The sequence below is a fragment of the Serratia sp. NCCP-200 genome, from assembly GCF_059697885.1.
This window is the reverse complement of sequence record NZ_BAAKUJ010000003.1, coordinates 656,582-670,116: the sequence shown is the minus strand read 5'-3', so window position 1 is coordinate 670,116 and position 13,535 is coordinate 656,582. Positions and strand designations below refer to the sequence as shown.

General features: G+C 54.5%; 12 protein-coding genes. 3 read left to right on the top strand and 9 right to left on the bottom strand.

Annotated elements, in window-relative coordinates; genetic code table 11:
- Positions 1 to 107 precede the first annotated feature (107 nt).
- Both AC6HVW_RS13200 and fabV read left to right on the top strand, forming a co-directional pair.
- Positions 108 to 926, top strand: a complete 819-nt coding sequence (locus AC6HVW_RS13200) for an IclR family transcriptional regulator (protein WP_021806485.1) — start codon at positions 108 to 110, stop codon at positions 924 to 926.
- 155 nt (positions 927 to 1,081) lie between these two features.
- Positions 1,082 to 2,275: an enoyl-ACP reductase FabV gene (gene fabV, locus AC6HVW_RS13195; RefSeq protein ID WP_021177880.1), complete on the top strand. Its 1,194-nt coding sequence runs from the start codon at positions 1,082 to 1,084 to the stop codon at positions 2,273 to 2,275.
- 64 nt (positions 2,276 to 2,339) lie between these two features.
- Here the strand turns inward: fabV and uspE are convergent, their stop codons facing one another.
- The 5 genes from uspE to dalD all read right to left on the bottom strand — a co-directional run bounded on the left by uspE (position 2,340) and on the right by dalD (position 8,811).
- Entirely contained in the window at positions 2,340 to 3,302 is a 963-nt protein-coding gene (gene uspE, locus AC6HVW_RS13190) for a universal stress protein UspE (RefSeq protein ID WP_021806484.1), read from the bottom strand.
- Between the two features lie 126 nt (positions 3,303 to 3,428).
- On the bottom strand, positions 3,429 to 4,193 hold the full coding sequence (gene fnr / locus AC6HVW_RS13185) for a fumarate/nitrate reduction transcriptional regulator Fnr (protein ID WP_021177882.1): 765 nt from the start codon (positions 4,191 to 4,193) through the stop codon (positions 3,429 to 3,431).
- Positions 4,194 to 4,602: 409 nt separating this feature from the next.
- Positions 4,603 to 5,892, bottom strand: a complete 1,290-nt coding sequence (locus tag AC6HVW_RS13180; RefSeq protein WP_218833189.1) for an MFS transporter — start codon at positions 5,890 to 5,892, stop codon at positions 4,603 to 4,605.
- Positions 5,893 to 5,949: 57 nt separating this feature from the next.
- On the bottom strand, positions 5,950 to 7,413 hold the full coding sequence (gene xylB / locus AC6HVW_RS13175) for a xylulokinase (protein WP_497569479.1): 1,464 nt from the start codon (positions 7,411 to 7,413) through the stop codon (positions 5,950 to 5,952).
- A 12-nt stretch (positions 7,414 to 7,425) separates the two neighbouring features.
- Complete coding sequence (dalD, locus tag AC6HVW_RS13170; RefSeq protein ID WP_497569478.1) at positions 7,426 to 8,811, bottom strand: D-arabinitol 4-dehydrogenase; 1,386 nt, start codon at positions 8,809 to 8,811, stop codon at positions 7,426 to 7,428.
- Between the two features lie 188 nt (positions 8,812 to 8,999).
- Here dalD and AC6HVW_RS13165 point away from each other — a divergent pair, with 188 nt between their 5' ends.
- Positions 9,000 to 9,947, top strand: coding sequence for a sugar-binding transcriptional regulator (locus AC6HVW_RS13165; protein WP_497569477.1), 948 nt, complete (start codon positions 9,000 to 9,002; stop codon positions 9,945 to 9,947).
- Here AC6HVW_RS13165 and ogt read toward each other — a convergent pair.
- The 4 genes from ogt to AC6HVW_RS13145 form a co-directional block, all read right to left on the bottom strand.
- The gene (gene ogt, locus AC6HVW_RS13160; protein ID WP_021806480.1) at positions 9,944 to 10,468 is read right to left on the bottom strand and encodes a methylated-DNA--[protein]-cysteine S-methyltransferase; all 525 of its coding nucleotides are present in this window, start codon (positions 10,466 to 10,468) and stop codon (positions 9,944 to 9,946) included. The genes AC6HVW_RS13165 and ogt overlap by 4 nt on opposite strands.
- Before the next feature lie 212 nt (positions 10,469 to 10,680).
- On the bottom strand, positions 10,681 to 10,992 hold the full coding sequence (locus AC6HVW_RS13155) for a hypothetical protein (protein WP_059200888.1): 312 nt from the start codon (positions 10,990 to 10,992) through the stop codon (positions 10,681 to 10,683).
- 342 nt (positions 10,993 to 11,334) lie between these two features.
- The gene (locus AC6HVW_RS13150) at positions 11,335 to 12,189 is read right to left on the bottom strand and encodes a tagatose bisphosphate family class II aldolase (protein ID WP_021177889.1); all 855 of its coding nucleotides are present in this window, start codon (positions 12,187 to 12,189) and stop codon (positions 11,335 to 11,337) included.
- Positions 12,190 to 12,198: 9 nt separating this feature from the next.
- Complete coding sequence (locus AC6HVW_RS13145) at positions 12,199 to 13,362, bottom strand: SIS domain-containing protein (RefSeq protein ID WP_186486410.1); 1,164 nt, start codon at positions 13,360 to 13,362, stop codon at positions 12,199 to 12,201.
- Positions 13,363 to 13,535: the final 173 nt, after the last annotated feature.

Below are 13,535 nucleotides of genomic sequence, written 5' to 3'. Positions count from 1 at the left end.
CGTTCCAACTTCACCTGATGCGGCCCTTGGAGTAACATTCTCCCCCTGTAGGTCCGCTTCTTACGCCGTGGCAACGGCTGGCGGCTCAACAATGGAGAGACTTCGCTATGAGCCTGAAAGCTGTTGACGAAAAAGATGACAAAAAAGACAAACCCCTGGGCAGCCAAAGCCTGTTTCGTGGTTTGCAGCTGATTGAAATACTGAGTAATTTCCCTAATGGTTGCCCGCTGGCGCACCTGTCCGAGCTGGCCGAGATGAACAAAAGCACCGTGCACCGCCTGTTACAAGGGCTGCATACCAGTGGTTATGTCACGCAGGCGCCTTCCCCAGGCAGTTACCGCCTGACCACCAAATTTATTTCTATTGGTCAAAAGGCGCTTTCCTCATTGAACATCATCCACGTGGCTGCGCCGCATTTGGAGCAGTTGAACCTGGAAGTGGGGGAAACGGTCAACTTCTCCAGCCGGGAAGACGATCATGTGATCCTGATCTACAAGTTGGAACCGACCACCGGCATGATGCGTACCCGTGCCTATATCGGCCAGCATATGCCGCTGTACTGTTCGGCGATGGGTAAAATTTTTATGGCCTATGGCAAGAGCGACTATCCGGATCACTACTGGCAAACTCACCAGCAGGAGATCCAGGTACTGACGCGTAATACCATTACCGAATTGCCGAAGATGTATGAGGAGTTGGCGGATATCCGCAAGCAGGGCGTGGCGATGGATCGCGAAGAAAACGAGCTGGGCGTGTCCTGTATTGCTGCCCCGGTGTTCGATATTCAGCAACGGGTGCCTTATTCCGTTTCGGTTTCGCTGCCTACGGCCAAGCTGCAACAGGTTGGCGTAGAGTCGTTGATGAAACCGCTGCTGGAGACCACGCGGCGCATCTCTCAGGAATTGGGGTTTGTGACGCAGGAGTGATTTTGCTAAACAAGGCAGATCCCTGACGGAATTTGTGCTTAATTTAACAAGATTTGCGCAACATTTGTGCAATCTAACACATCAGATCACAAAAAAGGGACACAATGAGTTATCTTATGTCCCGATTTCATCCCTTTAACGGATCCTAGACCCATATGATTATCAAACCTAAGGTTCGCGGCTTTATCTGCACCACCACTCATCCGGTCGGTTGTGAAGCCAATGTTCGTCGTCAGATTGCCTACACCAAGGCACAGGGCAAGATTGCCAATGGCCCTAAACGTGTGCTGGTGATCGGTGCATCTACCGGTTATGGTCTGGCTTCCCGTATTGCCACCGCTTTTGGCAGCGACGCCGCCACCATTGGCGTCTTCTTCGAGAAAGCGGGCAGCGAAAGCAAAACCGCCACCGCTGGCTGGTACAACTCGGCCGCTTTCGATAAAGCCGCTAAAGAAGCTGGCCTGTACGCGAAAAGCGTTAATGGCGATGCCTTCTCCAACGAATGCCGTGCCAAGGTGATTGAGCTGATCAAAGCTGACCTGGGCCAAATTGATTTGGTGGTTTACTCACTGGCTTCGCCGGTGCGTAAAATGCCAGATACCGGCGAAGTAGTGCGTTCCGCACTGAAGCCAATCGGTGAGGTTTATACCACCACCGCTATCGACACCAACAAAGACCAAATCATCACCGCTACGGTTGAACCGGCGAGCGAAGAAGAGATCCAGAACACCATCACCGTGATGGGCGGTCAGGATTGGGAACTGTGGATGTCGGCGTTGGAAGAAGCGGGCGTGCTGGCCGAAGGTGCCAAGTCCGTTGCTTACTCGTATATCGGTACCGACCTGACCTGGCCAATCTACTGGCATGGTACGCTGGGCCGCGCCAAAGAAGATTTGGATCGCGCAGCTACCGCTATCCGTGGCGATCTGGCTGCCAAGGGCGGCACTGCTCACGTTGCCGTGCTGAAGTCCGTGGTCACCCAGGCTTCTTCGGCCATTCCGGTAATGCCGCTGTATATCTCCATGGCCTTCAAGATCATGAAAGAGAAGGGCATTCACGAAGGCTGCATGGAACAGGTTTCCCGTTTGATGCACACCCGTCTGTACGGCGAAGAGATGCCGCTGGACGATCATGCCCGTATCCGTATGGATGACTGGGAACTGCGTGATGATGTGCAGCAGGCCTGCCGCGATCTGTGGCCGTCAATCACTTCGGAAAACCTGAGTGAACTGACCGACTACACCGGCTATAAGCAGGAGTTCCTGCGCCTGTTCGGCTTTGGTCTGGAAGAAGTGGATTATGACGCAGACGTTAATCCTGACGTGCGTTTCGATGTGGTAGAGCTTTAATTTCCTACCCCAGAATGTCAAACAGGGCCCAATTGGGCCCTGTTTGTTTTATAACGCACCGAAATCAATCCTCATCGTCGTGCTCGTCGTCTTCATCCATCACGATCGGGCAGTCGAAGTCATCCGGCTTGAGCACCAGCAGGTCACATTTCAGATGGTCGATCACCTGTTCCGCGGTATTGCCGATAAACGCGGCAGAAATACCGGTGCGGCCCAAGCTACCTAACACCACCACACCCGCTTGCAAATGCTCGGCCAAATCCGGGATCACTTCCTCCGGCAGGCCTTTCTCCACGTGGGTGAACTCTTCGTTGATGTGGAATTTTTGCCTTAACGCCTTCATGGCGATCAGGTGCTGCCCGCGGATTGCATCGTTATAGATGCTGGGGTCAAAATCGGGGAGTTCGATGGCGATATTGATCGGGGTAACCGGGTAGGCACCCACCAGGTGCACTTCGGTTTGATCGACGTTTTGCGCCAGTTCTAGCGTTTCTTGCACCAGCCGGATATTGAGTGGGTCATGATAAGGCTCTTCGCTGGAGAGGTTGACCGCCACCAGCGCTTTACCCCCTTCAGGCCAGGGTTGGTCTTTCACCATCCACACTGGGCAAGGGCATTTGCGCAGCAGATGCCAGTCTGTAGGGGTGAAAATCACTGATTCCAGCCTGTCGTGTTGATGGGCCATTTTCAACAGCAAATCGTGCTTGCCGCTCAGCACTTCCTGAATGATCGCCTCATAGGGACGATTGTGCCACACCACTTTGATTTCAATGGGGACACCGTCTTCAAGATAGAAGCGGCATTGCTCTTTAATCCACGCCGCCCGTTGGCTAATCACCCCTTGCCGCATCGCCGTTCTTTCGTCAGGGGAAAGCAGGGTGGTCATTTCGTAAGAGAAATCATAGATAGGAAGGAAGGCCTTAATCCGCCCGCCGTTCCGCTTGATCAGGTAAACTGCCCGGCGCAGCGCCGGTTGATCGTCCTGATTGGGGTCAATAGCCACCAGTAGATTCTGATACTTCGCCATAGGGCCTCCTTACAGCTGTAGATCAACAGTCTGTTCACATACAGAGTAACCCAACATTGAAAAACAGAACAGCGGCAGAGGGGGGCTGGGCCAACAATTTCAGCGAATTATTGGCCCAGTAGGGGATCAGGCGCTTACGGAGACGTTGATGCGTGCGGCACCCGCCAGTTGTGACAGGGCGTCTGCGTTTTCGATGGTGATGTATTTGCCTTTCACGCTGAGGATTTCGCTTTTCTGGAAACGCCCCAACAGGCGGCTGATGGTTTCCACCGTCAGGCCCAGATAGTTGCCGATATCGCCACGGGTCATGGTCAAACGGAACTCACGCGGTGAGAAGCCACGTTCGGCAAAGCGGTGCGACAGGTTATAGACGAAAGCGGCCAGGCGCTCTTCGGCGTTCTTCTTTGACAGCAGTAGGATCATATCCTGGTCGCCTTTGATCTCACCGCTCATCAAACGCATGATTTGCTGGCGCAGATTAGGCATTTTGCCCGAGAGATCGTCCAGCGTTTCAAACGGGATTTCACAGACCATGGAGGTTTCCAGCGCCTGAGCGAAGCTTGGGTGCTTCAGGCCACCGATGGCGTCAAAGCCCACCAGATCGCCCGCCAGGTGGAAGCCGGTAATTTGTTCGTCACCCTGTTCGGTGATGGTGTAGCTTTTGATGGTCCCGGAGCGGATGGCGTACAGTGATTTCAGTTCGTCACCGGCTTTAAACAGCGTTTGGCCTTTCTGGATCGGCTTTTTCCTCTCGATGATGTTGTCGAGTTGGTCCAGCTCATGCGTATTCAGCGTAAAAGGAATACACAATTGGCTGATGCTACAGTCTTGGCAATGGATCGCACAACCACCAGACTGGATACGACGAATCACGCGTTTTTCCGGGATCATAGATTAAGCTCACGCAATAATTGATATGAGTCAATTTTAACATCTTTTGCGGCAGGTGATAAGTACAGCAAGAACAACAATGGCGACATTTTGTGTGATTTTTAAACAGGTCTATTGCTCATCATTCCGTAGCATACTGATGTTTAGTGATTTATTGACTTCGGAAAAGGCTGGCTGATATTGACTAAAACCATATGAAAAACGAATAAATCTCGCATTATCATCGGCTTTTTGCGATTAGTCTTATCGATTGTAGGGATATAGATGGGCAGATAGCTTTCATCCGTGATGGTAACGTAGGATAATGAATAAATATTTCTACACAAATCTGTGCGGTGAATGAGCCCGCCAGTGATGACGGTACTGTGCAGGAGCGAACGGGCGCAGCATGCTGCGCCCAGCTTTAAAATCAGGCGCTATTTTTAGCCAAAGCATCATTAGCCGGAACATAGCGCGGGACGTTGTTATGTCCTGGCTGGTCGACTTTGACGATCAGCGTCAACACCGCTGCCACCAGATACAAACCGGTATACACCCACACTACGCCTTCGATATCAAAGAAGGGCAGCACTATAGAAGCGATGGCCGGGGCCGCGAAGTTGCTCAGGCCAGCGGAAAGGTTATAGATCGATATAGCTGCACCTTTGTGGTTGGGTTCCAGTACCGGGAACACTGCTGTCATAGGGACGAAGGCCGCAACGGTGATCCCAAGCATCACTGCGGGCACCAGCGCGATCCAGAAGTTATGGCCAAAATGCACCGGCAGGTAGTAAAACGCCAGGCTGGAGATGGCGCAACCGATGCAGCCAAACCAGCGCACCTGGCGCAGCCAACCGATTTTCTCCCCCAGAATGCCCCACATAATGTTGGTGAAGATGGTGACAAAGAAGAACACCGCCCAAATTTGCAGCCACTCGGACATGCTAAAGCCCAGCCGGCCTACGTACAGCATCGGCATAATCACCGCAAAGCCAAACAACGACAGCGTGTTGATGATGCGGATCAGGCAGGAGAGGAAGATATTGCGGTTGGTGAACAGGATAGTCACCGCGCGGGAAAGCTCTTTGAGTTTCTCCTGCGGTGAAAGGTCGGCCTTGGGGCTGGCTTCACCCACGTTGCGCAGCAGGAACATCGCCATCAAGCCACCGGCAGCCACCCAGACAATGGCAAACCACAGAGTGCCGGTTTCGCCCATCAACGGAATGGTAAAGCTGGGCAGATAGCTGCCGACACAGCCGATGCCGATCGAGTACATCGCCCAGAACCAGCCCATCGCGGAAGAGAGCTGCTGTTTAGGGACGTTCTGCACCACCAACATCACAAACGAATAGATAAACAGCGGATAGGCCAGGCCACGAATGCCGTAAAACAGCAACATCAGCGGGTAGTTACGCATCCCCAGTCCCAGCAGCATAAACAGCACGTGCATCACCAGCCACAGGATAAAGCCGATGCGCATGGCTTTTTGTGGCGTGATGATTTCGGCCACCACGCCGGAGCTCCAGGCCGCCAGCGCCGCTGCCAGACCATACACGGTAAACACCAGCGCCGATTGTGCCGGTGTGAACCCCATATCGGTGATGTGTTTAGACAGAAAGGCCATCTCAAAGCCGTCGCCGCTCATGAAAATGGCAATGGCGATGTAGCCCCAGAACAGGTTCATCGGTAGGCCGAACCAGTGTTTATGTGTTTGTGGCATAACAAACTCCAGGATAGGTGTAAGGGTACAGTCTTATTATTTTTTACCGCGCCGGGATCATGCCCGGCGCAGGGCCAATTGTTGTTGGTAGAGCTGACGATAGGTGGCCAGACGTTCCGCGAGCAGAGGTTGGCGTTCGCCGTCCGGCAGGAAGCGCCGATCGATGGCGGGTTTGTGGCAAACCTGCTCCACCGTTCCACCTGCTGCCAGCCATCCCAACCGCGCCGCGCCCAAAGCGCCACCGGCTTCACCGCCAAGATGGGTGACCACCGGCAGATCGAGCACGTCGGCCATCAGTTGCGCCCAATGTTCGCTGCGAGCGCCACCGCCAATCAGTGAACATTGTTCCAGCCGGGTTCCGGCTTGCGAAAGAACGTCCAGGCCGTCCGCCATACCGAATGCCACGCCTTCCAGCACCGCATAGCCCATTGATGCACGCTGATGGCTGTGTGTCAGACCGTGGAACGCGCCGGTCGCCAGCGGATCGTTGTGCGGCGTCCGTTCACCGGACAGGTAGGGCAAAAATACCGGGGCCAGGCGCTGTTCCGCCAGGTTCATCTGGGCAATTTCGGCCAACAGCGTGGGTTCATTGCTGCCCACCAGTTGGCAGAACCAGCGCAGGGCACTGGCGGCAGTAAGCATCACGCTCATCTGATGCCAGCGCTCAGGCAAGGCATGGCAAAACGCATGGACGGCGGATTGTGGATTGGGGCGGAAGCGATCGTTCACGGCGAACAGCACGCCGGAGGTCCCCAGCGAGATAAACGCATCGCCTGGATTAACCGCGCCAATGCCCACCGCGCTGGCTGCGTTATCTCCACCGCCACCGGCAATGATAATATTGTCAGCAAGGCCCCAGGAGCGGGCAATATCGCCTTTCAACTGGCCGGAGACTTCGCTGCCTTCTACCAGACGCGGCATCTGATCGCGGTTGAGGCCACAGGCAGCGAGCAAGGAGTCTGACCAGTCCCGCTTGCCCACGTCGAGCCACAGCGTGCCGGCCGCGTCCGACATATCCGAAACCTTGTCGCCACTCATCATCCAGCGCAGAAAATCCTTGGGTAGCAGCACGGTGGATATTTGCGAGAAGATTTCTGGTTCATGCCTGGCAACCCACAACAGTTTGGGCGCGGTGAATCCCGGCATCGCCAGGTTACCGGCAATGTCATGCAACTCCGGTGCGTTCTGCGTCAACTGCTTGCATTGTTCGGCGCTGCGAGTGTCATTCCATAAAATCGCCGGGCGCAAAACCTGATTATCACGGTTGAGCAGCACCGCTCCGTGCATCTGACCGGAAAGCCCCAGCGAGCGGATCTGCGGCCACTGTTGCGGAATTTTGGCGCGCAAACGGCTCACTACCGCCTGCGTTGCTCGCCACCAATCGGCCGGGTCCTGCTCTGCCCAGTGAGGATGCGGACGCTGTACTTCCAGCGGCTCACCGGCGCTGGCGATCAGGGTGCCGTTGTCATCAATCACCACGGCTTTGATTTCTGAGGTGCCTAAATCGAGTCCTAGATACATGGTTCGCTCCCTTTATTGCGCCAGCCAGTGATTAACCCGATCGATGGATTGGCGCAGCAGTTGGCTAAAGGCACCGCTGTGAGCCAAGGTGCTGAACAATTTCTCATCTGAGGCAAATACCGCCACCGGATCGGCCGCTGCGAACATCTGATGGACTGCGGCGGCGTCCAGAATACCGTCCTGATATTCATAAGGCAGTTGGCCTTGGTGCCAGCGCTGCATAAAGACAAAGAACAGGGCAGGCAGCATGGCTGTGGCTTTCGGTTCCTGGCCGCGCTGATAACACTCTTGCAGCGTTGGGGTAATGAAACCGGGGATTTTGGAAAAACCGTCGGCGGCGACGCGCTGGTTGGTATCGCGAATATAGGGGTTGCTAAAGCGTTCCAGAACCACGTCACGGTAGGCGGCCAAGTCGAGCGGGCTCGGCGTCAGGGAAGGGATCACGTCCTGGGTTACATAATCATAAGCCAACTGGTGGATGGCTGGGGTGCCGGTGCTTTCATGAATAAAGCTTTGGCCAATCAGCGTACCGGCCCAGGCAATGCAGCTATGGCTGGCGTTGAGGATGCGGATCTTGGCTTCTTCATAGGGCAGCACGGATTCAACCATTTCGACGCCGACGTTCTCCAACGCTGGCCGCCCGTTGATGAAATCATCTTCGATCACCCATTGGATAAAGGCTTCCCCCATTACTGGCGCACGGTCCTGAAAGCCAGTGGCTTCGGCAACGCGCTCGGCAACTTCCGGCGCTGGCCGCGGTGTGATGCGGTCAACCATGGTGTTGGGGCAGCGGGTGTGGCTATCGATCCAGGCGATCAGCTCTGGTTCTTTACGCAGTTGCAGGAACTGCATCAGGCCGTGACGGAAGCGTTCACCGTTATGGCGCAGGTTATCGCAGTTCAATAACGTGACAGGGTCACCATTAAGCTGTTTTCTGCGTGCCAGCAGTTGTGCCATGGTGCCGTAAATGGTGCGGCAGGCACCCAGCAGATCGGCCTGAATATCGGCGTTAGCATGATCCAGGTTGAACTGGTTATCCAGATAATAGCCACCTTCGGTGACGGTGAAGGAAATGACGCGGGTTTCTGGTTTGGCCCCTTGCGCTGTCAAAGCGGCCAGTTCGTTATCCCAGGGAATGACCTTGCTGATGGAGGTAATGGTTTCGTACTGGCGAACGCCCTGTGGGGTGACGGTTTCCAGCACGTATTGGCCTTGTTGCTCAGCCAGCGTATCCAGTAACGGCGTGGCGTCATCGCGAATGTTGGCAAGCGCAATCGACCAGCGGCTATCGCCCGCTGCAATCAGGCGATGTAGATACCAGGCCTGATGAGCACGATGGAAAGATCCGGCACCAATATGCAGCCAAATGGCCTGGGAAGAGTTCACTGGTTTGCTCATAACGTTCTCCACTAAAGGTTATTTTAGGGCATTAGCCCTTTTGTTGGGCATTTGCTCCATTGATGGCGATAGATTAAATAAACTTTTGCCCTTTAAATGGGCTTTAGCTCACAAATGTGTAAATCGGCCTCTGCGGGCAGGTGGAATGCCGGTAAAATGGCGCCATCAGGGGAAGCAGGTGAAACAACATGGTCAAACACGATAAGAAGCTGGATCAGGCGGCACGTGCCGCCTGGATGTATTACGTGGCCGGACAGACTCAGAATGAAATTGCTGAAGCGTTGGGCGTATCGCGCCAGGTTGCACAGCGGTTGGTGGCATTGGCGATCGACAGCGGTCTGATCAGCGTCAATATTTCCCACCCGGTTGGGCGCTGTATGGAATTATCGGCCCGCCTTAGCGATCGCTATGGCTTAACGCTGTGTCAGGTGGTGCCAAGTCAGGGAATGGAGAGTGCAGGCATCAACCGCGCGGTGGCGGTAGCAGGGGCTGAAGTGATGGCACAATTTTTGCGCAGTGAACAGCCACTGAACATTGGGGTGGGTTCAGGCCGCAGCCTGAAGGCGGCGATCGATGAGCTGCCGGAATTGGAGCGGCCGCAGCATAGCTGCGTCTCGCTGATCGGGGCGATCGCGGCTGATGGCTCCTGTACCCGTTATGACGTACCGCTGTGGATGGCAGAGAAAACCCAGGGCCGCTACTTTATCCTGCCCGCACCGCTGTTTGCCGATAGCGAACAGGATCGCGCCCTGTGGTGCAACCACCGCATTTACCGCACAGTGAACGACAAGGCCAGCCAGGCCGATGTGACCTTTATTGGCATTGGCACTATCGAATACCACTGCCCACTGCACAAGGATGGATTTATCACCGCAGAAGATGTCGATCGTCTTTGCGAATCTAACGCGGTGGCAGAAATGCTGGGCCATTTTATCGATCCGCAGGGCCAGCGGGTGGCCAGCGAACTCGATCGGCGGCTAACCAGCGTTAATCTGCACCAACGGCCGGAAAAACCGGTGATTGCTCTGGCAGGTGGTGCGGAAAAACATCAGGCCATTCGTGCGGCCTTACTAGGCCGCTGGATCAACGGCCTGGTGACGGATGAGGAAAGCGCGTTGGCGCTGCTGGCCGATTAAATCAGATCCTGGGGCAGGAAACCTTCATGTTTCAGCAGCCATTGTTTGCGCTGGACCCCTCCGGCGTAACCGGTCAGCGCTCCCTGAGAGCCGATCACTCGGTGGCAGGGCACTACGATACTGATTGGGTTAGTGCCGTTAGCCATGCCAACTGCGCGTGATGCGGTTGGCCTGCCAATGCGCTTGGCCAATTCCCCGTAGGTGATGATCTCCCCACAGGGAATTTGCCGGAGTTGCTGCCAAACGGTGCGTTGGAACTCGGTGCCCGCAGTCATCACCGGCACAGTGTCGATGACTGCCAACTCGCCAGCAAAATAGCGCTGCATCACTTCCGTCAGGCCGCCGGGGTTGGCTTGCTCCTGTATCACGAAGGGAGAGGCTCGATAATGGCTGTTGAGCAGCTTCATCAGGCGTGCCTCGTGATCGGTCCAGTCCAGCGCGCGCATCCGTCCTTGCTCATCGCCGATCAACACCAGTTCACCGACCGGCGTCGGCATACGATCAATAAAAAAGGTCAGCATGTTGTTCACTCCTTGCGTTTGATAGGGCGATTATTACATGAAAGAGCCGGATGTGATGGCGGATTTCGGACATGCTGATGGGGCGGGGGCTATAGGGAAAAACAGGGTACACCCAAGTAGGTATACCCCGAGAGGTGAAACGCCAAAATGTTAGTAAAAACACAAAGTCATTTTCGATGACTAATTGTATGACATAATTCCGTCGATTAGGATTAATTGTAAATTAACGTAATTCGTTGTAGAGAAGGGTCATTAAACACTGATTCACGAATGGGTTTTCCCATTAATTCCGAACCCATATTATCCAATGGCATTTGGATAAATTCATTGGTGTTGAAGGCGGTTTCACGATAGCAACTGGATATGTATTGACCATCATTGCGCGAAATCTCGCAGGTTGGGGCGCTGATTTTGCCGGAAAACTGGATGCTCCCTGAGATGGCGTTGTGGCTAACCTCTTGTTTTGAATGAGCTGAAAGGGGTAATGCTGCCAGCATGGCCAAAGCCGTAATAATAGATTTCATAAGCTATTCCTATTAGCATAAAGTAAAACCATCCATTAACAAAAAAGTCGATTATTGTCTAAAAAACAAACTTCCATTGTCTGGTGATTTAATTTCCAACGTGACTATAATGTATTGAGTAAATAATAATAACAGCAATCGTTCGTTAATTGAATTTAATAGTAGGGATGGTCAGGCAGTAAAACCATGATTTAGATCATAGTGGGGGGAATTCAGGTGGCGATGTGAGGATTATTACTTTTGATGCTGCTTATAATAACAGGTGTGACTTTAAATAGCGATATTAATGTTAAGGCCGCATATTCATCGTTATTCTGCGGCCCTTAATCTAACGCTTTGGAGTTACAGCATCCCTGCGCTGCCACAGATACGGATCTTTTCTGCTACCACTTCTTTCATCGCCAATTTACCCGGAACGATGTATTTGCGCGGATCGTTGGCTTCGGGATGTTGCGAAAAATAGCTCTTCACCGCATCGGCAAACGCGATTTTGAGTTCGGTTGCCACGTTGACCTTACACACCCCCAGCGAGATGGCTCGCTTGACCATCGCTTCCGGGATACCGGAGGCACCGTGCAGCACCAACGGGATCTCCAACTGTTCGCGGATCAGCGCCAGACGGTCAAAATCCAGCTTGGGCTCCCCGTGGTACAGCCCATGAGCCGAACCGATGGCGACGGCTAGGGAGTCGATGCCGGTAGCCGCGACAAACTCGCGGGCGGCTTTTGGGTCGGTATAAAAACCGTCTGCGGCATCGACAATCAGATCGTCTTCCTGGCCACCCAGGCGGCCCAGCTCCGCTTCTACGCTAGCCCCATAGCGATGGCATAACGCGACGGCCTGCGCAACCAGCGCGATGTTCTGCTCAAAAGGCAGGTGCGAGCCATCGATCATCACCGAGCGGATCCCGGCTCTGACCTTGGTGGCGATATCTTCGAGTTCTTCGTGATGGTCTAGATGCAACGCCAGCGGCAGGTCATGGCGCTGGGCTGCCGAGCGGCAAATTCCCACCAGATAGTCGGTACCCGCATAGCTAAAGGTGCCCGGGGTCCCGGCCATGATCACCGGGGATTGCAGTTCAGCGGCGGTTTCTGCCACTACCTGCACCGTTTCAAGATTGTGTACGTTGAACGCTGGCACGGCATAGCCCAGCCTTTGTGCTTTCAACAGCATTTCACGGTTGGATATCAGGTACATAACGGCTCCTCACAGCTCGGTAGCAGAGTAGGGATAAATGGTCACGCCTTTTACCACGCGGTTGACTTCCCCGGTTGGGCAAGGGTTATCCGGCGTCAGACCGCGCGCCAGCGAGGTTTCAAACGCCAGCATTTGGGCGAAGAGGAGGTAAGGGAACAACAGCCAGATATCGTCGTCGGCATGATGCAAATCGGACTGGCCCGTTTTCTCCGTTGGCGAGTTACCCAGGCCAACCATTTGCTTGGCCAAACCGTCACGCTGGAGTTCGTCCCACAGATCCTGCTCATAACGCTCGGTATAGCGGTTGCTGGAGAGCATCAGCAGTACCAACGTCTGTGGATCGACCATAAATTTAGGGCCGTGACGCAGGCCTAGCGGCGAGTCATAACGGGTGACGATCTGCCCGGCGGTCAGTTCCAACATTTTCAGCGAGGCTTCCTCCGCCAGGCCGGTGAAACAGCTACTGCCGAGCACGATGTAACGGCTAAAGCCGCTGCTGGCCAGGGTTTTTACTTGGGATTGCAGCGTTTCACGCAGTTCTCTACAGCGCTCGATCATCTGCGCCAGCGGTTGCTGGGCGGCGTTCAGGGAATAAGGGCCTAACAGCAGCGCGGTGCTCAGCATCATGCAGCTGAAGCTGGAGGTCATGGCAAAGCTCTGGTCATTTGAACCCTGTGGCATCACCAGGGCACAGACGTTTTTACGGCCGTGGGCATAGTTAGCCAACTGGCTATCTGGGTTGCACACCAGCATCAGGTGATAGCATTGGGGGAGCAGTTGATCTGCCAGCGCTACCGAGGCGACGCTTTCCGGACTGTTGCCGGAACGGGCGAAAGAGACCAGCAGCGTCGGGCGTGATGGGTCGAGAAACTGCTGCGGATTGGCGACGATATCGGTGGTGCCATAGGCCGCAACATCCCGGCCGGTTTTTTCTCTCAGCCATGGGGCCAAGGCCCGGCCGGCAAAGGCTGAACTGCCAGCACCGCACAGCACAATCTGCAGGCGCGGGTTTTGCAGCAGAGGCGTCAGGAAAGCGGAGCATTGCTCCTGTTGGGCGACCAACTGCTGGTGCAAGGCCGCCCAAAGGTCCGGTTGCTGCCAAATCTCACGGGCGGTATGCAGCGCATGATGTTGCTCCAGCCAGTCCGCATCGTAAGAAAAATAACCTGTCATGATGGTAACTCCTTAAAAAATAAAACGGTTGATACCTAATAAATACCTGTGGATGCGGATGGTCCGGTGCTGTAATTGCCCCTCACCCTAACCCTCTCCCACAGGGAGAGGGGATCGAACCGTGCCACCGGCCAACTCCTACGTTCGCCACAAACCAGTTCCTGTACCTGATA

Bases quoted from the DNA above. Each gene is read 5' to 3' on its own strand.
- AC6HVW_RS13200 (WP_021806485.1), top strand. From the start codon at position 108: ATGAGCCTGAAAGCTGTTGACGAAAAAGATGACAAAAAAGACAAACCC.
- fabV (WP_021177880.1), top strand. From the start codon at position 1,082: ATGATTATCAAACCTAAGGTTCGCGGCTTTATCTGCACCACCACTCAT.
- uspE (WP_021806484.1), bottom strand. From the start codon at position 3,302: ATGGCGAAGTATCAGAATCTACTGGTGGCTATTGACCCCAATCAGGAC.
- fnr (WP_021177882.1), bottom strand. From the start codon at position 4,193: ATGATCCCGGAAAAACGCGTGATTCGTCGTATCCAGTCTGGTGGTTGT.
- AC6HVW_RS13180 (WP_218833189.1), bottom strand. From the start codon at position 5,892: ATGCCACAAACACATAAACACTGGTTCGGCCTACCGATGAACCTGTTC.
- xylB (WP_497569479.1), bottom strand. From the start codon at position 7,413: ATGTATCTAGGACTCGATTTAGGCACCTCAGAAATCAAAGCCGTGGTG.
- dalD (WP_497569478.1), bottom strand. From the start codon at position 8,811: ATGAGCAAACCAGTGAACTCTTCCCAGGCCATTTGGCTGCATATTGGT.
- AC6HVW_RS13165 (WP_497569477.1), top strand. From the start codon at position 9,000: ATGGTCAAACACGATAAGAAGCTGGATCAGGCGGCACGTGCCGCCTGG.
- ogt (WP_021806480.1), bottom strand. From the start codon at position 10,468: ATGCTGACCTTTTTTATTGATCGTATGCCGACGCCGGTCGGTGAACTG.
- AC6HVW_RS13155 (WP_059200888.1), bottom strand. From the start codon at position 10,992: ATGAAATCTATTATTACGGCTTTGGCCATGCTGGCAGCATTACCCCTT.
- AC6HVW_RS13150 (WP_021177889.1), bottom strand. From the start codon at position 12,189: ATGTACCTGATATCCAACCGTGAAATGCTGTTGAAAGCACAAAGGCTG.
- AC6HVW_RS13145 (WP_186486410.1), bottom strand. From the start codon at position 13,362: ATGACAGGTTATTTTTCTTACGATGCGGACTGGCTGGAGCAACATCAT.